Source organism: Streptomyces sp. 378 (assembly GCF_030124145.1).
In the GTDB taxonomy this organism is placed as follows: Bacteria; Actinomycetota; Actinomycetes; order Streptomycetales; family Streptomycetaceae; genus Streptomyces.
The window spans coordinates 59,563-77,077 of sequence record NZ_JASKMS010000011.1 but is presented as its reverse complement, the minus strand read 5'-3'; the positions used below and the strand labels follow the sequence as shown (position 1 = coordinate 77,077).

Below are 17,515 nucleotides of genomic sequence, written 5' to 3'. Positions count from 1 at the left end.
GGGGCCCGGCCGACGTTTGGGCGACCGGGCCAGGGGGACGCGGAAAGCTGCCCGAGCCACGCGACAGCGCCGGAGGCGAGCGACTGTGAGTCGACCCCGCATCCTGATCGTCGGTGCCGGCTTCGCCGGATACCGCACGGCCCGCACCCTGTCCCGGATCACCCGGGGCCGGGCCCACATCACCCTGTTGAACCCGACCGACTACTTCCTGTACCTGCCCCTGCTGCCCCAGGTCGCCGCCGGCATCCTGGAGCCGCGTCGGGTCACCGTCTCCCTCTCGGACTCGCTGCCGAACGTACGGCTCGTACTCGGTGAGGCCGACCGGATCGACCTCGACGACCGCACACTGCACTACACCGGCCCCGAGGGCGGCGATGGCACCCTCTCCTACGACCGGCTGGTGCTCGCCGCGGGCAGCGTCAACAAGCTGCTGCCCATCCCCGGTGTCGCCGAGCACGCGCACGGGTTCCGCGGGCTGCCCGAGGCGCTGTACCTGCGCGATCACGTGACCCGGCAGGTGGAGCTCGCGGCTTCCGACGACGACCCCGAAACGTGCGCCGCACGGTGCACCTTCGTCGTCGTGGGCGCCGGATACACAGGGACCGAGGTCGCCGCGCACGGCCAGATGTTCACCGATGCGCAGGTGCGCAAGCACCCTCTGCGGCAGGGCATGCGGCCGCGCTGGATGCTGCTGGACGTGGCGCCGCGGGTGCTGCCCGAGATGGACGAGAAGCTTTCCGCCACCGCCGACCGGGTCCTGCGTCAGCGGGGTGTGGACGTCCGGATGGGGACCTCCGTCAAGGAGGCCACATCCGAGGGGGTTGTGCTGACCGACGGCGAGTTCGTCGCGACCCGGACCCTGGTGTGGTGCGTGGGCGTGCGTCCCGACCCGCTGGTGGAGTCCCTCGGACTGCCCCAGGAGAAGGGACGGCTGCTCGTCGATCCGCACCTGAGGGTGCCGGGCCGGCCGGAGCTGTTCGCGTGCGGTGACATCGCCGCGGTACCCGATCTGGAGCATCCGGGGAGCTATACGCCGATGACCGCGCAGCACGCCTGGCGGCACGGCAAGGTCGCGGCGGAGAACGTCGCTGCGTCGCTCGGGCTGGGCGGTGCGCACAAGCCGTACCGCCACCGCGATCTGGGGTTCGTCGTCGACCTGGGTGGGGCGAAGGCCGCCGCCAACCCGCTGGGTGTGACCCTCTCCGGTGTGCCCGCCGGTGCGGTGACACGGGGCTACCATCTCGCCGCGATGCCCGGGAACCGGGTCCGGGTCGCGGCGGACTGGCTGCTGGACGCCGTACTGCCGCGCCAAGCCGTGCAGTTGGGGCTCATACGGTCCTGGTCGGTGCCGCTGGACACGTCGTCCCCGGAGGTGGCCCGCGTGCCGGGCGGCCCCGGTGAGCGGCAGGAGGCGAACGCCCGGTCCGGGCCGGGGGCGGCGCTCGCGGCCGACACGGACGACGGGGGTACCGGCGGGGAACGGCCCGGCCGGGCCGTTCCCCGGGAGGAGCCCGCGAAGGGGCAGCCCGGATCCGGGGCGACGCAGGTACGGCCCGGATCCGGGGCCGCGGAACCCCGGTCCGAGTCCGACACCCCCAAGGGCCGCCCGGCAGCAGACCGGCCGCGCGCTGAGCCGGCCAAGGGTCAGCCGGGTGGTGAGCCCGCCAAGGGTCAGCCCGGTGGTGAGCCCGCCAAGAATCAGCCCGGTGGTGAGCCCGCCAGGAACCAGCCGGGTGGTGAGCCCGCCGAGAAGCAGCCGGGTGGTGAGCCCGCCGAGAGCCAGCCGGGTGGTGAGCCCGCCGAGAGCCAGCCGGGTGGTGAGCCTGCCAAGAATCAGCCGGGTGGTGAGCCCGCCAAGAATCAGCCGGGTGGTGAGCCTGCCAAGAATCAGCCGGGTGGTGAGCCCGCCAAGAATCAGCCTGGTGGTGAGCCTGCCAAGAATCAGCCGGGTGGTGAGCCCGCCAAGAGCCAGCCTGGTGGTGAGCCTGCCAAGAATCAGCCGGGTGGTGAGCCCGCCGAGAGCCAGCCTGGTGGTGAGCCTGCCAAGAATCAGCCGGGTGGTGAGCCCGCCGAGAGCCAGCCTGGTGGTGAGCCCGCCAAGAATCAGCCGGGTGGTGAGCCTGCCAAGAATCAGCCGGGTGGTGAGCCCGCCGAGAATCAGCCGGGTGGTGAGCCCGCCAGGAATCAGCCTGGTGGTGAGCCCGCCGAGAGCCAGCCTGGTGGTGAGCCCGCCAGGAATCAGCGGGGTGGTGAGCCCGCCAAGAATCAGCCTGGTGGTGAGCCCGCCAGGAATCAGCCTGGTGGTGAGCCCGCCAGGAACCAGCCTGGTGGTGAGCCCGCCAAGAATCAGCCCGGTGGTGAGCCCGCCAGGAACCAACCCGCCCCGGCACCCGCGCCAGGTCGGCCACCCGCGGGTGACCCCGCCCCCGGCCCCGTCAAACGAACCGACGCCCCGGACGACTCCGGGAAAGGAGACTCATGAACACCGGTGAACTCACCGACCTCGGACAGCAGCTGCGGGTGGACAGCGTCCGCGCCGCCGCCGCGGCGGGATCCGGGCACCCGACGTCCTCGATGTCCGCCGCCGATCTGGTGGCCGTCCTGTTCGCACACCACTTCCGCTACGACTTCGACCGCCCCGCCCACCCGGGCAACGACCGCTTCGTCCTGTCCAAGGGCCACGCCTCCCCGCTGCTCTACTCCGCCTACAAGGCGGCCGGCGCCATCGACGACGAGGAACTGCTCACCTTCCGCAAGCTGGGCAGCCGCCTTGAGGGGCACCCCACCCCGCAGCGTCTGCCGTGGGTCGAGACCGCCACCGGCTCGCTCGGGCAGGGCCTGCCCGTCGGGGTCGGCATCGCGCTGGCCGGCAAGCGGCTCGACCGCACCGGCTACCGCACCTGGGTGCTGTGCGGCGACAGCGAGCTGGCCGAGGGGTCCGTCTGGGAGGCCGCCGAGCACGCCGGGTACGAGCACCTGGACAACCTCACCGTGATCGTCGACGTCAACCGCCTCGGCCAGCGCGGCCCCACCCGGCACGGCCACGACCTGGACGCCTACGCCCGCCGCTTCCAGGCCTTCGACTGGCACACCATCGAGGTCGACGGCCACGACGTGGACGCCGTGGACCGCGCCTACGGAGAGGCCGCGTCCACGAAGGGCCAGCCCACCGCGATCCTCGCCCGCACACTGAAGGGCAAGGGCGTCGAGGCCGTCCAGGACCGCGAGGGCCTGCACGGCAAGCCGCTGCCGGAGGCCGAGGAGGCGATCACCGCACTCGGCGGCCCGCGCGACCTCCGCGTCCGGGTGCAGGAGCCGCCCACCGCCCGCATGCTGCACTCCGTCCACACCGGCGACTTCGAGCTCCCGAGGTGGGACAAGGGCGAGGAGGTCGCCACCCGCAACGCCTTCGGTGAGGCGCTGACCGCCCTCGGCACCGGCCGCGGCGACATCGTCGCCCTGGACGGCGAGGTCGGCGACTCCACCCGCGCCGAGTTCTTCGCCAAGGAGCACCCGGAGCGCTACTTCGAGTGCTACATCGCCGAGCAGCAGCTCGTCGCCTCGGCGGTCGGTCTCGCGTCCCGCGGCTGGGTGCCGTACGCCGCGACGTTCGCGGCGTTCCTGACCCGCGCCCACGACTTCATCCGGATGGCGTCCGTCAGCGGCTCCGGCATCAACCTCGTCGGCTCGCACGCGGGCGTCGCCATCGGCGAGGACGGGCCCAGCCAGATGGGCCTGGAGGACCTGGCGATGATGCGGGCGGTGCACGGCTCGACCGTGCTGTACCCGTGCGACGCCAACCAGACCGCACGCCTGGTCGGCGCGATGGCCGGCCTGGAGGGCGTCCGCTACCTGCGCACCTCGCGCGGTGAGAGCCCCGTGATCTACGGCCCCGACGAGGACTTCCCGGTCGGCGGCAGCAAGGTGTTGCGCTCCTCCGGCCAGGACCGGCTGACCCTCGTCACGGCGGGCGTCACCGTGCACGAGGCACTGGCCGCCGCCGAGGCCCTGGAGCAGGAGGGCATCGCCGTGCGGGTGATCGACCTGTACTCCGTGAAGCCCGTCGACCGGGCCACCCTGCGCCGGGCCGCCGAGGAGACCGGCTGCCTGGTGACCGTCGAGGACCATCACCCCGAGGGCGGCATCGGGGACGCGGTCCTCGACGCCTTCACCGACGGGCGTCCCGTACCACGCCTGGTGCGGCTCGGCGTGCGCACGATGCCGGGCTCGGCGTCCCCGGAGGAGCAGCTGCGCGCCTCGGGCATCGACGCGGAGTCCATCGCGGCGGCCGGACGGCTGTTGGTGGAGGAAGCGGTCGTGCGGTGAGCGGCGGCGACGGTACGCGCAGGGTGCGGGCGGGCCGCCGCACGGTGGAGGTGCACCGGCCGGACAAGGTGCTCTTCCCCGGCGGCGGCGACGCCAAGGAGTACACCAAGGGCGACCTGGTGGACTACTACCGTGCCGTCGCGCCCTTCATGCTGCCGCATCTGCGTGGCCGCCCGCTGATGCTGGAACGGCGTCCGGACGGCATCGACGGACCGACGTTCATGCAGAAGAACACCCCGGAGCACTACCCGGAGTGGATCCCCCGCGCAGAGGTGGCCAAGGAGGGCGGCATCGTCCGGCACACCGTCTGTGACGACACGGCCACCCTCGTCTACCTGGCCGACCAGGCGAGCATCACCCTGCACCGCTGGCTGTCCCGGGCCGGCGGCGTGGACCACCCCGACCGGCTGGTCTTCGACCTCGATCCGTCGGGGGACGACTTCGAGGCCGTGCGCAAGGCCGCCCGGCTGCTCGGGGAGCTGCTCGACGAGCTGGAGCTGCCCTCGGCGCCGATGACCACCGGCTCGCGCGGGCTGCACGTGATCGTGCCCCTGAACGGACGGCACGACTTCGACGAGGCGCGCGGCTTCGCCCGGGACGTCGCCGACCTGCTCGCCGCCGCGCACCCCGACCGGCTCACCACCGCCGCCCGCAAGAAGGACCGCGGCGAGCGGCTCTACCTCGACATCCAGCGCAACGCCTACGCCCAGACCGCCGTCGCGCCCTACACGGTGCGGCCCCGCCCGGGCGCGCCGGTGGCCACCCCTCTCACGTGGGGCCGGCTCGACGATCCGGAGCTGCACGCCCGCCGCTGGACCATCGCCGACGCCGTCGAGCAGGCCCGCACCAATCCCTGGTCAGGCCTGCTGAATCGGGGCCGGGCGCTGGGACCGGCCCGGCGGCGGCTGAACGCCCTGCGCGGCTGAACCGCCCGTCCCCGGCCCGGCGGGTGGCGGATGCATGCGTTCGGAGAGGTTTGGCGAACAAGGTTGCGGCCAGACGGAGGGGGAGGTGGCCATGTCGAACACAAACAACACGCGAGAGTCGCAGAGTTCACAGAAGTCACAGGACTCAGAGAACTCGAGCGAGACGAACGACGACCGAACGGCCCGGAAGCGGCCCAGCCCGATGGAGGTGCTGCGTCAGGCGCGCGGCCAGCTCGCCGAGCTCACCGGGATGGAAGCCGAGTCCGTGTCGTCCTTCGAGCAGACAGAGGCGGGTTGGGCGCTGGAGGTCGAGGTTCTCGAACTCGAGCGCGTACCCGACACGATGAGCCTGATGGCGAGCTACCAGGTGGAACTCGATCCCGACGGGCAGCTCACCGGTTACCGGCGCGTGCGCCGCTATGAACGAGGTCGGTCCGACGCGCGCAGGGGCGGCTAGGCCCCCTGACCGGACCCGCACCCACACACACGAGGAGGAACACCCCGCATGACAGTCGTACCGGCACAGCAGTCCGGCGGCGGAGGCGGCAGCAGCGGTCTCTATGACGTGCTTGAGCTCGTCCTGGACAGGGGGCTCGTCATCGACGCATTCGTGCGTGTCTCCCTGGTCGGCATCGAGATCCTCAAGATCGACGTCCGCGTCGTCGTCGCCAGCGTCGACACCTACCTCCGCTTCGCCGAGGCGTGCAACCGGCTCGACCTGGAGGCCGGGCCGCGCAAGGACCCGGGCCTGCCCGATCTGGTCGGCGAGATGACCGAGTCCGGCGCCCGCGGCAAGTCGAAGGGGGCGCTGTCCGGTGCCGCCGAGACCATCTCCGACGCCTTCAAGCAGGGGCGGAGCGAAGACTCCGAGCGGGAGACCGAGTCTCGTCCGCGAGCCCGCAAGAGCACGTCGTCCCGCCGTAAGGAGGAGCAGGAGTGAGCACGTACGTCTACGGCATCGCCGCCGGTTCGCACCCCGGGCTGCCCGAGGGCATGAGTGGCGTCGGCGACCCGCCGCGCCCGGTGCGCATCCTGCGCGAAGGTGACCTCGCGGCGGTCGTCAGTGAGGCGCCCGACGGGCTGCGGCCCAAGCGGAAGGAACTGCTCGCCCACCAGAACGTGCTCAGCGAGGCCGGTGCGGCCGGGTGCGTGCTGCCCATGCGGTTCGGCAGTGTCGCTCCGGACGACAACTCCATCACCGCGGTGCTCGCCGAGCGCGCCGAGCACTACAAGGAGCGGCTGCGGGCGCTGGACAACCGGGTCGAGTACAACGTCAAGGCCAACCACGTCGAAGAGGCCGTCCTGCACCAGGTGATGGCCGAGAGCCCCGACATTCGCGGGCTCGCGGAGGCCAACCGGCAGGCCGGCGGCGGCAGTTACGACGACAAGATCCGGCTCGGCGAGATGGTCGCCGCCGCGGTCAAGGCCAAGGAGTCGGACGACGGCGCCGCGGTGCGGCGCGCCCTGGAAGGGGCCGCCGACGACATGAGCGTGGGCCCGGAGTCCACCGGCTGGCTGGCCAATGTGTCGTTCCTGGTGGACAGGGATTCGGCCGAGTCCTTCCTGGCCGCGGTCGAGCAGGTCCGCAAGGACATGCCGCACCTGGAGGTGCGGGTCAACGGCCCGCTGCCGCCGTACAGCTTCGTCGAGCCCGGCCCGGTCGAGCCCGCGGGCACGGTGGCGAGCGGAACGGACACCGGAGCGGGGTGATGACGTGGGCCTGATCTCTGAGGTGCTGCTGCTGCCGTTCGCACCGGTACGCGGCAGCGCCTGGGCCATCAAGCAGGTAGTCCAGGAGGCCGAGCGGATCTACTACGACCCCGCCACGATCCGGGCCGAACTGGCCCGCCTTGAGGAGCAGATGGAGGCCGGAGAGATCACGGAGGAGGAGTTCGACCGTCTCGAGGACGATCTCCTCGACCGGTTGGAGATCGCTTCGCGCGGCAGCGCGGGAACAGGCAACGGGACAACACCATGAACCGAACGGGACTGGGTCTCGCCATAGGGGCCGGATACCTCCTGGGACGGACCAAGAAACTGAAGATGGCGATGGCCGTCGGTGGGCTGGTCGCCGGGAAGAAGCTGAACCTGAGCCCGCGCATGGTCGCGGATCTGCTCCAGCAGCAGTTGCGGGACAACCCGCAGTTCAAGGAGATCGGCGACCAACTGCGCCAGGACCTGCGCGGTGTCGGCAAGGCCGCCTCCGGCGCCATGGTCGAGCGGCAGCTCGACGCCCTCGCCGACCGACTGCACGGCCGTACCGCACAGGTGCGCGACCAGCTGTCGGGCGTGGCGCCCGGCGGCAAGGACGACGACGCCGAGGACGCCGAGTACGAGGACGAAGAGCCCGAGGACTCCGAAGCCCGCGAGGACGAGGAGCCCGAGGCGGACGAGCCCGAGGACTCCGGCCCTGAGGAAGAGGAGGAGGAGCCGAAGGCCAAGAGGGCCGCCAAGAAGGCGCCGGCCAAGAAGGCTCCCGCCAAGAAGACCGCCAAGAAGGCCCCCGCGAAGAAGACCGCGGCCGGCCGCAAGACGGCGGCGAAGAGCACGGCCGCCAAGAAGGCGACCTCCGGGAGCAGAGGCGGCAGCGCACGCTCCCGACTGCCGAAGGGAGGCGGTGAGGGATGAGCGACACTCTCGGCTCGGCGAAGTCCGCCGCCGACGGAGCGGCGAAGAACCCGCTCACCGACCTGGCCCACAGCGAGGCCGCGGACCGGCTGAAGGCCGAACTGCAGGAGTACCTCGCCGCCCAGGCCACGCGCATGCTGACCGGCGTCGGCCGCAAGCTCGGCGAGACCACCGGCAAACTGAACGACATCGCCGAGGGCAACAGCCCCGGTTTCGCCAAGCTCGCTCTCGACGGCGGCCGCAAGATCGCGGAGGGCAAGGGCCCCCTGCGCTCCGCGATGGAAGTCGGCGGCTCTCGCCTCAAGGACAAGGTCACAGGTGCCTTCAAGGGCCTGGGCGGCAAGGGGAAGGGCAAGGGCCGTTCCGGCAACAAGCCCACCGTCATCATCGAGCACATCGATGTCGGTGTGCCGCTGCGCACCGCGTACGACCAGTGGACCCAGTACCAGGACTTCAGCACCTTCGCAAAGGGCGTCAAGAGCGCGAGCCGCGACGACGACACCCACTCCGACTGGCAGACGAAGATCTGGTGGTCCAACCGCAGCTGGAAGGCGAAGACGACCGAGCAGGTCCCCGACGACCGCATCGCCTGGACCTCCGAGGGCGCCAAGGGCACCACGAAGGGCGTCGTCTCCTTCCACCGGCTCACCGACAACCTCACCCGCGTCCTGCTCGTCATCGAGTACTACCCCTCCGGCCTCTTCGAGAAGACCGGCAACATCTGGCGCGCTCAGGGCCGCCGGGCCCGGCTCGATCTCAAGAACTTCGTCCGCTTCATCACGATCAAGGGCGAGGCGGAGGACGGCTGGCGCGGTGAGATCAGAGACGGCGAGGTCGTCCGCAGCCACGAGGACGCGCTCGCCGAGGAGGAGTCCGAGGAGGAGTCCGAGGACGAGCGCCCCGAGGGCGAAGAGGCCGAGGACGAGTACGACGTGGACGAGCCGGAAGAGGAAGGCGAACTGGAGCCCGAGGGCGAGCAAGAGGACGACTCCGAGGCCGAGTACGACGAGGAAGCCGAAGGCGAGGAACTGCCCGAGGAGGAGGAAGAGCCCAAGGAGGAAGAGCCCGAGGGCGAGTACGAGGACGAGGAGTACGAGGACGAGGAAGTCGAGGCAGGGAGCCGGCGATGACGACGCCCAGCAGGATGCCCGAGCCCTACGGCCAGGGAGGCGGTGCCAACCTCGCCGACATTCTCGAGAGGGTGCTGGACAAGGGCATCGTCATCGCGGGCGACATCCGGATCAACCTGCTCGACATCGAACTCCTCACGATCAAACTGCGGTTGATCGTCGCCTCGGTCGACAAGGCGAAGGAGATGGGCATCGACTGGTGGGAGACGGACCCGGCGCTGAGCTCACGGGCCCGCCGTGACGAACTGACCCGTGAGAACGCCGAGTTGCGCGAGAGGCTGGCCCGGCTGGAGGAACTGGAGCTCGGCCACGCGGACAAGAGGGAGGCACCGTGACCGGACTGCGGTACGTCTACGCCGTCTGCCGCCCCTTCGGCACACCGCTCCAGGCCCAGTTGACGGGCGTGGCCGGCGACCCGCCCAGGGCACTGACTCACCGCGGCCTGGTGGCCGTGGTGAGTCACGTGCCGGAGCGGGATTTCGCCGAGGAGCCGCTCCGGCGCCATCTGGAGGACCTGGACTGGCTCACCGAGACCGCCCGTGCCCACCAGGGCGTCATCGACGCACTCACCACGGTCACGACCCCGCTGCCGCTGCGGCTCGGCACCGTCTTCCACGACGACAGCGGCGTCCGCATGATGATGGAGGCGCGTGAGGAGGACTTCCTGCGCACCCTCGACCGGCTGGAGGGCCGGGTCGAGTGGGGCGTGAAGGTGTACGCGGAGTCCGAAGCACAGGAGAGCGCCGGGCCCCCGCAGAAGGCCACCTCGGGCCGGGACTATCTGCGACAGCGGCGTATGCAGACCCGGTCCCACGAGGAGATGTGGCAGAAGGCGGAGGCCTTCGCGACGCGGCTGCACGAAGAACTCTCCGCATTCGCGGAGGATTCCCGGCTGCACCCCCCGCAGAACCCCGCACTGTCCAAGGCGACCGGGCGGAACGTGCTGAACGCCGCCTATCTCGTTCCGCGTGCGCATTCCGAGGAGTTCGTGGAACTGGTGGACCGCACGAAGGGACAGGTGCCCGGAATGCGCGTCGAACTCACCGGCCCCTGGGCTGCCTACTCGTTCGCCGGGGAGACCACATGAACGACGGAGCGAAGACGTGACCGTAGTGGAACGCCGTGAGGTCGCCCTCGTGGACCTGCTCGACCGGCTGCTGGCCGGCGGAGTCGTGATCACGGGGGACATCACACTGCGCATCGCCGACGTCGACCTCGTCCGTATCGACCTCAACGCGCTCATCAGCTCGGTGAACGCCCAGGTGCCCTCACCGTTCGAGGAGTTGCTGTGACCCCGCCCGACCACCCCCGGCCGCGCTCCAACCGGATGGATCTGGAGCCCGATACCGTCGAGCGTGACCTGGTCAAACTCGTGCTGACGGTGGTGGAGCTGTTGCGTCAGCTCATGGAGCGCCAAGCGGTGCGGCGGTTCGACGTGGGGGATCTGAGCGAGGAGCAGGAGGAGCGGATCGGGCTCACGCTCATGCTGCTCGACGAGCGGATGACGGAGCTGCGCGACCGCTACGGACTGCGGCCCGAGGACCTCAACCTGGACCTCGGGCCGCTCGGACCGCTGCTTCCGCGGGAATGACGCACACGCGCTTCCCCGGCCCTGAGCGAGTCAGGGCCGGGGAAGCGCGTGCACATTCACCACCTGTACCAACGGCCCCTGCCGCCGGATGCCGACGTGCCGCGGACGAAGAATCCCAGCAGCCACAGGACGAGAACCGCGAGTGCGATCCACCAGAGAATTTCCACTGCGAATCCGGCGCCGAAAAGAATCAAAACCAGAAGCAGCACCAGCAGGATGGGAACCATAATAAGAACCTCCTGCTTTCAGAGTGTCCCGAAAATGGCGTTTCAGGCTTCCTTGCGGCAGATAATTTCTCCGTGCAGGACGCTGAACCAGCCGTCCTCCCGGGCGCCCCACTCCCGCCAGGCCTCGGCCGCGGCCCTCAGCCCCGCCTCGTCGGTGTGTCCGCCCTCGACGGCCCGGTCCGCGTACGCCGACGCCAGGGTGCGATCGGCCCACAGCCCGCTCCACCACGCCCGCTCCTGCGGCGTCGCGAAGGTCCAGGTGCCGGAGCTCGCCGTGACGTCCCTGAGCCCGGCCCGCAGGGCCCAGGCCTTCAGCCGGCGCCCGGCGTCCGGTTCGCCACCGTTGGCGCGGGCGACCCGACGGTAGAGGTCCAGCCAGGTGTCGAGCCCCTCGGACGCCGGATACCAGGTCATGGCCGCGTAGTCCGCGTCCCGCACGGCGACCAGGCCGCCCGGCCTGACGACCCGCCGCATCTCGCGCAGCGCTCGCACCGGATCGCCCACGTGCTGGAGCACCTGGTGGGCGTGGACCACGCAGAACGTGTCGTCCGGGTAGTCCAGGGCGTGCACGTCGGCGACCGCGAAGTCGATGTTGGCCAGCCCTCGCCCGGCCGCCGTGGCACGCGCCTGCTCCAGGATCTCCGGCGCCCGGTCGACCCCCGTGACCTGTCCGTCGGGCACGAGCTCGGCCAGATCGGCGGTGATCGTGCCCGGTCCGCAGCCGACGTCCAGGATCTTCATGTGGGGCGTGAGCGAGGGCAGCAGGTACGCGGCCGAGTTCGCGGCCGTCCGCCAGGCGTGCGAGCGCAGCACGGACTCGTGGTGCCCGTGGGTGTAGACGGCGGTCTCCCTGGGTTCCGGCATGGCGGATCCCACCCCTTCCGGTCGGGTCGGCGTGAGATCACCGTACGCGGGAACGCCGCATAGTGAGACCCGCATCCTGAAGTATGGACTGACGGTATGTCAGGGATATGCAATCCGCGCCAGGTCCACCTCATGCACGAGGATCTCTTCGCCGAGGTGGGGGAGGACGGGTTCGAGGTGGATGGCCATCGGCCCGAAACCGGTTTGCCCCGGGCACCCGCGCCCCCACAGAATCGGCCCCATGGGTCACCTCGAAGCCGCGCATCTGGAGTACTACCTGCCTGACGGAAGGGCGCTGCTCGGTGATGTCTCGTTCCGGGTGGGCGACGGGGCCGTCGTAGCCCTCGTGGGGCCCAACGGCGCCGGGAAGACCACCCTGCTGCGGATGCTCGCCGGTGAGCTCAAACCGCACGGCGGGTCCGTGGTCGTCGGCGGCGGGCTCGGGGTCATGCGGCAGTTCGTCGGATCCGTACGCGACGAGACGACCGTGCGGGACCTGCTGGTGTCCGTGGCGACGCCCCGTATCCGCGAGGCGGCCCGCGCCGTGGACGCCGCCGAGCACGCCATCATGACCGTCGACGACGAGGCCGCCCAGCTGAAGTACGCGCAGTCCCTCGCCGACTGGGCCGAGGCCCGCGGCTACGAGGCCGAGACGCTGTGGGACATGTGCACGACGGCCGCGCTGGGGGTGCCCTACGACAAGGCGCAGTTCCGGGAGGTCCGCACCCTGTCCGGCGGCGAGCAGAAGCGGCTCGTCCTCGAGGCGCTGCTGCGCGGCACCGACGAGGTGCTGCTCCTGGACGAGCCCGACAACTACCTCGACGTCCCCGGCAAGCGGTGGCTGGAGGAACGGCTGAAGGAGACCCGCAAGACGGTTCTCTTCGTCTCCCACGACCGCGAACTCCTCGCCCGCGCCGCCCAGCGCATCATCTCCCTGGAGCCCGGCCCCGCCGGTGCCGACGCCTGGGTGCACGGCGGCGGTTTCGCCACCTTCCACGACGCCCGGCGCGAGCGCTTCGCCCGCTTCGAGGAGCTGCGCAGGCGGTGGGACGAGAAGCACGCCCAGCTGAAGAAGCTCGTGCTGAATCTGCGTCAGGCCGCAGCCGTCAGCCATGAGATGGCCTCCCGTTACGCGGCCGCGCAGACCCGTCTGCGCAAGTTCGAGGAGGCCGGACCGCCCCCGGAGCCGCCGCGCGAGCAGGACATCAGGATGCGGATCAAGGGCGGCCGCACCGGCGTCCGGGCCGTCACCTGCGCGAACCTGGAGCTCACCGGCCTGATGAAGCCCTTCGACCTGGAGGTCTTCTACGGCGAGCGCGTCGCCGTGCTCGGCTCCAACGGCTCCGGCAAGTCGCACTTCCTGCGCCTGCTCGCCGGCGACGACGTGGCGCACACGGGGGAGTGGAAGCTGGGCGCGCGGGTCGTGCCCGGGCACTTCGCGCAGACGCACGCGCATCCGGAGCTGGAGGGCCGCACGCTCCTCGACATCCTGTGGAAGGAACACGCACAGGACCGCGGAGCCGCCATGTCCCGGCTGCGCCGCTACGAACTCACCCACCAGGCGGAGCAGACGTTCGAGCGCCTCTCCGGCGGCCAGCAGGCCCGGTTCCAGATCCTCCTGCTGGAACTCCAGGGCGTGACGGCGCTGCTGCTGGACGAGCCGACCGACAACCTGGACCTGGAGTCCGCCGAGGCGCTCCAGGAGGGCCTGGAGGCCTTCGACGGGACGGTCCTCGCGGTCACCCACGACCGCTGGTTCGCCCGCTCCTTCGACCGTTTCCTGGTCTTCGGCAGTGACGGCCGGGTCCGGGAGACCCCGGACCCGGTGTGGGACGAACGCAGGGTGGAACGGGCCCGTTAGGGCCCGGGCCCGCTCCGGTTCACTTCCAGCGCAGCAGCGCCCCCAGGCCGCCCAGGGGGACCTCCCGCTCCGACACCGACAGCGCGGGAGCGTCCGTGGCCACCGCGGAACGGATCAGCGCGTCGTCGGCCCGGGCGGGCCACGCGTGCTGCTCGCCGAGGATCTTCAGATCCGTCCGGCGCACCGCGAGCTGATCGGGATCCTCCCCGATCCACACCTCGCGGTGCGCGTCCGGGCCGTCGACCCTGATCAGCAGCTCGTCGATACGGTGCTCCCGGGCCGCCTCGACCAGCGCGGGCACGCCCTCGACAGCCCCGGTCCGGCCCTCGTCGTCCGGGGTGCGGGCGGCGCGGAAGCGCTCCAGCTCCGCCTCCGCCTGCCGCCCCACGTGCTCGGCCCGGGCCCGCTCCACATCCTCGTCCAGGAGCCGGCTGCCGGTGCCGTGCGGCGCCTCGACCACCAGGTCGTGCAGCCGCTTGGGCAGCCGCTCGTGCACGGACCGCCGCTCCCGGTCGTCTCCGACGAGAATCAGCAGGTCGGCCTTGGTCTCCTCCTGGCACACGGCCAGTGCGTCGGCGATCTCCGCCGCGTTGTGCTCCCAGGTGTTCTCCACCCGCAGCTGGAAATGCCGCTCGGACCAGTCCGCGGTGCTCGTCCGGTGCACCGGCCACTGCCGCCCGGTGACGCTCCCGGCGTCCTCCCGGCCCAGCGCGCTGCGCAGCTCGAAGTCCGCGCCCTTGCGGTCGACGTACGCCACCACGCACACCGGGTCCTCGCCGGCCAGCTCCAGCAGGGGCGCGACCCTGGGCAGCGGCGCCCATTCGGCCCAGTCGCCGCCCTGCGGGGGACGCACCAGCGGCGGGTCGAGAACGACCTCACCGGCACGGGCGAACAGGGCCCTGCCGTGCGGTTCGGACGAGTGCCGCAAATCCTCGATCGCGCTCCGCACCGCACGGCATGTCGCCTCGTCCGCCCCCTGCGCGGCCAGCTCCCGGGCCATCGCCTGGGCCGTCAGCTCCCGCTCGTGGGGAGTGCCCTCCGTGTGACGCGAGGTGTCGACGTACACGGAGGCCCAAGGCCCGGGGTGTTCGTACAGTGGGTGCAGAAGGGCGAGATCCATAGTTCCTCCCGGATGCCGCTCGGGGCAGTGCTCACTTGCTCCGGGGGCGGGTACCCGGACCGCGCAGACGAACACGACGAGCGGGGCGACACGATGACCGGAGTGGACCCTGACCGGCTGGACGACCAGCAGCTCATGAAAGAGCTGGAGACCATCCACCGCACGCGCCACGACACACTGCTGTACGGCTCGAACGACGCGCTGCGCGCCCACAACGAGCGCATGGCGCAACTGGAGGGCGAGTACCTGCGCCGCAACCCGCGCCGCCCGGTGGCCGCGGGCCGCACACGCGAAGGGGCCCGGGAGCGGGGGAGCGGGGAGTCCGCGACCCCCACCACCCCCGGCACCTGAGCCCCTCCAAGGACCCGGCCGGAGCGGGACCGGCACGAGACAATCTCACCGGCGCCGACCAAGGTCAGCTGCGCCGTCACGGCACCTTGCCCGGCGGGCGTCACGACGCCCTGCTCGGTGGACCGGGCCGGCTACCGCCGCTTCCGGGCGCCGGTGCCGAGTCAGGCGGCCTGATCAGGCGGCCTGCTGTGCGAAGACGTCGAGGAAGGTCTCGCAGAACGCCTTCAGATCGTCCGGCTTGCGGCTGGTGACCAGCTTGTTCGCCCCGTGGTCACAGACCGTGACCTGCTTGTCGACCCAGGTGCCGCCCGCGTTGCGGATGTCCGTCTGCAGGCTCGGCCACGACGTGAGCTCCCGGCCGCGTACGACGTCCGCCTCGACCAGCGTCCACGGCGCGTGGCAGATCGCGGCCACGGGGCGGCCCTGCTCGAAGAAGTCCCGGACGAACGCGACGGCCTTGTCGTCCATCCGCAGGAAGTCCGGGTTGGCGACGCCGCCCGGCAGCACGAGCGCACCGAAGGAGTCCGGCGAGGTGTCGCCGACGACCTCGTCCACGGTGAACGTGTCCGCCTTGTCGAGGTGGTTGAAGGCCTGGATCTCGCCCTGCTGCGTCGACACCAGCACGGGCTCGTGCCCCGCGTCCTTCGCGGCCTGCCACGGATCGGTCAGCTCGACCTGCTCGACGCCCTCGGGCGCGACCAGAAACGCGATACGCATGATGTTCGGTGTCCTTTCCGGGAGTGATGCGGCACTCAAGCGCGCAGCGTCACTCCACGCGTCGTTCTCGTCCTTCTGCTTCTCGTTCTTCCCGCGTGTGCTCAGGCATCGCCCCGGGTGTCCGGCTCGGCCCGGCTGATGTCGGCGAGCGCCGACGCGGGATCCTCCACCTCGGCCACGTCGCCCAGGCTCACCACCCCGACCGGCAGCCCGTTCTCCACCACCGGCAGCCGGCGCACCGCGTGCTCGCGCATCAGTGCCACGGCGGTCGCCAACCGGTCCTCGGGCGTCACCGTCACCGGATTCCTCGTGCACACGGCCTGCGCGCTGACCGTCATCGGGTCGGTGCCCTCGGCGATGGCCCGCACCGTGATGTCACGGTCGGTGAGTACGCCGATCACGTCCTGCCCGTCGGCCACCACCACGTCGCCGATGTTCTGCGTGCGCATCAACTGCGCCGCCTCGACGAGCGAGGCGTCCGGGCGCACGGCGACCACACCCGCTGTCATCACGTCCTTGACCTTCTCGGCCATCACTCGGGCCTCCCCTCCGTTCCCAGTGGGGGCACCGCGGTGGCATCGCGATGCCCCGGCACGGTCCCTACGCGTACTCCCGCGGCCCGGCCTCACGGGCCCGGATCAGGGCCTGCGCCAGTTCCTGGACATTGCCGTAGCGCTCCTGGCGCGGCAGCCCCTCCAAGGACTCCACCAAGGCGTCGGGCGCCTGGTGGCCGCGCAACGCGCGGGCCAGCTCGCGCGGGCTCGCGGGGAACGCCCTACGGCCCAGGATCCGCGCCAGCTCCAGTCGCACCGACTCGAGAGACGTCGGCGCGCGGCTCGGCGTCACCGGCCCGTGGGCGACCTCGGGGTCGTCCTCGGCGGCCGGTTCCGGGTCGTGCCACTCCTCGCTGCGCGTGGGATGCCCGGACCTGAGCAGACCCTGGAGTTCGTGTTTCATCTCGTCGTCCCGGTGGACGCTCAGCCGGTCGCTGCCTCGCTGCATGTCTCCCTCCAGACGTTCGGGGGCCCGCACCGCGTACCCGAACACCGGGAGCCGACACAGGGTCCGCCGCCCCGATCGCCGCCGTCCCCGCTGGTTTGCGCCACGCCCCGCGGGAGACCCGGATCGCACCCCCCACACCTCTCTGGGGAAGGACCCGTCATGGCGATGCTCGCTGTGCTCATCCCGCTGCTCACGCTCGGAGTGGTGCTGGTGCTGGGGCGTTACGAGGAGATGCTGCTGCCGCAGGAGGACGCCGGCCGGCGTGAACCGGCCGGCGTGCCTCCCGGGGCCGCTGCCGCTTCTCCGGCCCCGGCAGGAACTCCCGCACCTTCGCCCTGAAACCCCGCTCGACCATCGATCCCCGGTCCGCGTCGCCCTTGAGGGTCGATGCGGCGGTCGCCTCCATCTGATCCCAGGTGGCGTGCGGTGGGATCGGTGGGACAGCCGGATCGGGCCGGGGACTCCCACACCGCGGGGCCGTCCTTCTCCAGCGCGGTCCGCCGGGCCGCCTCCACCCATGGCCGCGTTCCAGGGCGGTCGGCCATGCCGAGTTCAGCGGCCGTCTCCGGGCTCCTCGTGCCGCGAAATGCACGAAACGCGGCTCCTTCTCGACCCTGCCCCCCGCGGCGAGTCGGCCGTCCCGTCGATGCCGTCACCGGGATGGCCGAAGACCTGCTCCCCCCTCCACTCACGCAGCCTCCGCGGGACATGGTCGGCGACCTCGGGTGCTCATGAACGGCCTGCCGCACGCAGGGGGACGGGGCCGGCGGTA

General features: G+C 71.2%; 21 protein-coding genes and 2 pseudogenes. 16 read left to right on the top strand and 7 right to left on the bottom strand.

Translation table 11 applies throughout. The features are described from left to right. Positions 1 to 85: 85 nt before the first annotated feature. From QNO09_RS17260 to QNO09_RS17200, 13 genes and pseudogenes are all read left to right on the top strand, one after another. Positions 86 to 1,733 (top strand): annotated as a pseudogene (locus QNO09_RS17260) (NAD(P)/FAD-dependent oxidoreductase); the annotation flags it as partial. 745 nt (positions 1,734 to 2,478) lie between these two features. Beyond that, entirely contained in the window at positions 2,479 to 4,326 is a 1,848-nt protein-coding gene (locus QNO09_RS17255; protein WP_283971078.1) for a transketolase, read from the top strand. Next, positions 4,323 to 5,252 carry a non-homologous end-joining DNA ligase gene (ligD, locus tag QNO09_RS17250; RefSeq protein ID WP_283971077.1) on the top strand — a complete coding sequence of 310 codons (930 nt, stop codon included), beginning with the start codon at positions 4,323 to 4,325 and terminating at the stop codon, positions 5,250 to 5,252. Before QNO09_RS17255 ends, ligD begins: the two co-directional genes overlap by 4 nt. Positions 5,253 to 5,343: 91 nt before the next feature. After that, positions 5,344 to 5,709 carry a gas vesicle protein GvpO gene (locus tag QNO09_RS17245; protein WP_283971202.1) on the top strand — a complete coding sequence of 122 codons (366 nt, stop codon included), beginning with the start codon at positions 5,344 to 5,346 and terminating at the stop codon, positions 5,707 to 5,709. Between the two features lie 48 nt (positions 5,710 to 5,757). Next, positions 5,758 to 6,192, top strand: coding sequence for a gas vesicle structural protein GvpA (locus QNO09_RS17240; RefSeq protein WP_283971076.1), 435 nt, complete (start codon positions 5,758 to 5,760; stop codon positions 6,190 to 6,192). After that, positions 6,189 to 6,962, top strand: a complete 774-nt coding sequence (locus QNO09_RS17235; RefSeq protein WP_283971075.1) for a GvpL/GvpF family gas vesicle protein — start codon at positions 6,189 to 6,191, stop codon at positions 6,960 to 6,962. The genes QNO09_RS17240 and QNO09_RS17235 overlap by 4 nt, the downstream gene beginning before the upstream one ends. Before the next feature lie 4 nt (positions 6,963 to 6,966). Beyond that, positions 6,967 to 7,230, top strand: a complete 264-nt coding sequence (locus QNO09_RS17230; RefSeq protein WP_283971074.1) for a gas vesicle protein GvpG — start codon at positions 6,967 to 6,969, stop codon at positions 7,228 to 7,230. Then, on the top strand, positions 7,227 to 7,880 hold the full coding sequence (locus QNO09_RS17225) for a DNA primase (protein ID WP_283971073.1): 654 nt from the start codon (positions 7,227 to 7,229) through the stop codon (positions 7,878 to 7,880). Before QNO09_RS17230 ends, QNO09_RS17225 begins: the two co-directional genes overlap by 4 nt. After that, positions 7,877 to 9,010 carry an SRPBCC family protein gene (locus QNO09_RS17220; RefSeq protein ID WP_283971072.1) on the top strand — a complete coding sequence of 378 codons (1,134 nt, stop codon included), beginning with the start codon at positions 7,877 to 7,879 and terminating at the stop codon, positions 9,008 to 9,010. The genes QNO09_RS17225 and QNO09_RS17220 overlap by 4 nt, the downstream gene beginning before the upstream one ends. Then, on the top strand, positions 9,007 to 9,345 hold the full coding sequence (locus tag QNO09_RS17215) for a gas vesicle protein (protein ID WP_283971071.1): 339 nt from the start codon (positions 9,007 to 9,009) through the stop codon (positions 9,343 to 9,345). The genes QNO09_RS17220 and QNO09_RS17215 overlap by 4 nt, the downstream gene beginning before the upstream one ends. Continuing rightward, a complete protein-coding gene (locus QNO09_RS17210) occupies positions 9,342 to 10,097 on the top strand; it encodes a GvpL/GvpF family gas vesicle protein (RefSeq protein WP_283971070.1) in 756 nt (251 codons plus the stop codon). Before QNO09_RS17215 ends, QNO09_RS17210 begins: the two co-directional genes overlap by 4 nt. 16 nt (positions 10,098 to 10,113) lie before the next feature. Next, complete coding sequence (locus tag QNO09_RS17205) at positions 10,114 to 10,302, top strand: gas vesicle protein (protein ID WP_003994122.1); 189 nt, start codon at positions 10,114 to 10,116, stop codon at positions 10,300 to 10,302. Between the two features lie 35 nt (positions 10,303 to 10,337). Next, on the top strand, positions 10,338 to 10,601 hold the full coding sequence (locus QNO09_RS17200; RefSeq protein WP_283971201.1) for a gas vesicle protein K: 264 nt from the start codon (positions 10,338 to 10,340) through the stop codon (positions 10,599 to 10,601). A gap of 56 nt (positions 10,602 to 10,657) precedes the next feature. Here QNO09_RS17200 and QNO09_RS17195 read toward each other — a convergent pair whose 3' ends face one another. Further along, positions 10,658 to 10,828 (bottom strand): hydrophobic protein, encoded by a 171-nt coding sequence (locus QNO09_RS17195; RefSeq protein ID WP_248509498.1) that lies wholly within the window; start codon positions 10,826 to 10,828, stop codon positions 10,658 to 10,660. 42 nt (positions 10,829 to 10,870) lie between these two features. Next, entirely contained in the window at positions 10,871 to 11,692 is an 822-nt protein-coding gene (locus tag QNO09_RS17190) for a class I SAM-dependent methyltransferase (RefSeq protein WP_283971069.1), read from the bottom strand. A gap of 241 nt (positions 11,693 to 11,933) precedes the next feature. Here QNO09_RS17190 and QNO09_RS17185 point away from each other — a divergent pair, with 241 nt between their 5' ends. Next, positions 11,934 to 13,553, top strand: coding sequence for an ATP-binding cassette domain-containing protein (locus QNO09_RS17185; RefSeq protein ID WP_283971068.1), 1,620 nt, complete (start codon positions 11,934 to 11,936; stop codon positions 13,551 to 13,553). 19 nt (positions 13,554 to 13,572) lie between these two features. On the opposite strand, the gene QNO09_RS17180 is transcribed toward QNO09_RS17185, so the two are convergent. Next, positions 13,573 to 14,673 carry a baeRF2 domain-containing protein gene (locus QNO09_RS17180; protein ID WP_283971067.1) on the bottom strand — a complete coding sequence of 367 codons (1,101 nt, stop codon included), beginning with the start codon at positions 14,671 to 14,673 and terminating at the stop codon, positions 13,573 to 13,575. A gap of 12 nt (positions 14,674 to 14,685) precedes the next feature. Here QNO09_RS17180 and QNO09_RS17175 point away from each other — a divergent pair, with 12 nt between their 5' ends. Then, positions 14,686 to 15,024, top strand: coding sequence for a DUF6158 family protein (locus QNO09_RS17175; protein WP_283971066.1), 339 nt, complete (start codon positions 14,686 to 14,688; stop codon positions 15,022 to 15,024). Positions 15,025 to 15,198: 174 nt separating this feature from the next. Here QNO09_RS17175 and QNO09_RS17170 read toward each other — a convergent pair whose 3' ends face one another. The 3 genes from QNO09_RS17170 to QNO09_RS17160 form a co-directional block, all read right to left on the bottom strand. Next, entirely contained in the window at positions 15,199 to 15,741 is a 543-nt protein-coding gene (locus QNO09_RS17170) for a type 1 glutamine amidotransferase domain-containing protein (protein WP_283971065.1), read from the bottom strand. A gap of 101 nt (positions 15,742 to 15,842) precedes the next feature. Then, positions 15,843 to 16,274: a CBS domain-containing protein gene (locus QNO09_RS17165; RefSeq protein WP_283971064.1), complete on the bottom strand. Its 432-nt coding sequence runs from the start codon at positions 16,272 to 16,274 to the stop codon at positions 15,843 to 15,845. Positions 16,275 to 16,341: 67 nt separating this feature from the next. Beyond that, entirely contained in the window at positions 16,342 to 16,743 is a 402-nt protein-coding gene (locus QNO09_RS17160; protein ID WP_283971063.1) for a DUF2795 domain-containing protein, read from the bottom strand. A gap of 159 nt (positions 16,744 to 16,902) precedes the next feature. Here QNO09_RS17160 and QNO09_RS17155 point away from each other — a divergent pair, with 159 nt between their 5' ends. Beyond that, complete coding sequence (locus tag QNO09_RS17155) at positions 16,903 to 17,082, top strand: hypothetical protein (RefSeq protein WP_283971062.1); 180 nt, start codon at positions 16,903 to 16,905, stop codon at positions 17,080 to 17,082. Here the strand turns inward: QNO09_RS17155 and QNO09_RS17150 are convergent. Then, a pseudogene (locus QNO09_RS17150) lies at positions 17,039 to 17,258 on the bottom strand (thiamine pyrophosphate-requiring protein); the annotation flags it as partial. The gene QNO09_RS17155 and the pseudogene QNO09_RS17150 overlap by 44 nt on opposite strands. Positions 17,259 to 17,515: the final 257 nt, after the last annotated feature.

Coding starts and splice junctions, on each gene's coding strand:
- QNO09_RS17255 (WP_283971078.1), top strand. CDS start 2,479: ATGAACACCGGTGAACTCACCGACCTCGGACAGCAGCTGCGGGTGGAC.
- QNO09_RS17245 (WP_283971202.1), top strand. CDS start 5,344: ATGTCGAACACAAACAACACGCGAGAGTCGCAGAGTTCACAGAAGTCA.
- QNO09_RS17240 (WP_283971076.1), top strand. CDS start 5,758: ATGACAGTCGTACCGGCACAGCAGTCCGGCGGCGGAGGCGGCAGCAGC.
- QNO09_RS17225 (WP_283971073.1), top strand. CDS start 7,227: ATGAACCGAACGGGACTGGGTCTCGCCATAGGGGCCGGATACCTCCTG.
- QNO09_RS17220 (WP_283971072.1), top strand. CDS start 7,877: ATGAGCGACACTCTCGGCTCGGCGAAGTCCGCCGCCGACGGAGCGGCG.
- QNO09_RS17215 (WP_283971071.1), top strand. CDS start 9,007: ATGACGACGCCCAGCAGGATGCCCGAGCCCTACGGCCAGGGAGGCGGT.
- QNO09_RS17200 (WP_283971201.1), top strand. CDS start 10,338: ATGGATCTGGAGCCCGATACCGTCGAGCGTGACCTGGTCAAACTCGTG.
- QNO09_RS17195 (WP_248509498.1), bottom strand. CDS start 10,828: ATGGTTCCCATCCTGCTGGTGCTGCTTCTGGTTTTGATTCTTTTCGGC.
- QNO09_RS17190 (WP_283971069.1), bottom strand. CDS start 11,692: ATGCCGGAACCCAGGGAGACCGCCGTCTACACCCACGGGCACCACGAG.
- QNO09_RS17185 (WP_283971068.1), top strand. CDS start 11,934: ATGGGTCACCTCGAAGCCGCGCATCTGGAGTACTACCTGCCTGACGGA.
- QNO09_RS17180 (WP_283971067.1), bottom strand. CDS start 14,673: ATGGATCTCGCCCTTCTGCACCCACTGTACGAACACCCCGGGCCTTGG.
- QNO09_RS17175 (WP_283971066.1), top strand. CDS start 14,686: ATGCCGCTCGGGGCAGTGCTCACTTGCTCCGGGGGCGGGTACCCGGAC.
- QNO09_RS17170 (WP_283971065.1), bottom strand. CDS start 15,741: ATGCGTATCGCGTTTCTGGTCGCGCCCGAGGGCGTCGAGCAGGTCGAG.
- QNO09_RS17165 (WP_283971064.1), bottom strand. CDS start 16,274: ATGGCCGAGAAGGTCAAGGACGTGATGACAGCGGGTGTGGTCGCCGTG.
- QNO09_RS17160 (WP_283971063.1), bottom strand. CDS start 16,743: ATGCAGCGAGGCAGCGACCGGCTGAGCGTCCACCGGGACGACGAGATG.
- QNO09_RS17155 (WP_283971062.1), top strand. CDS start 16,903: ATGGCGATGCTCGCTGTGCTCATCCCGCTGCTCACGCTCGGAGTGGTG.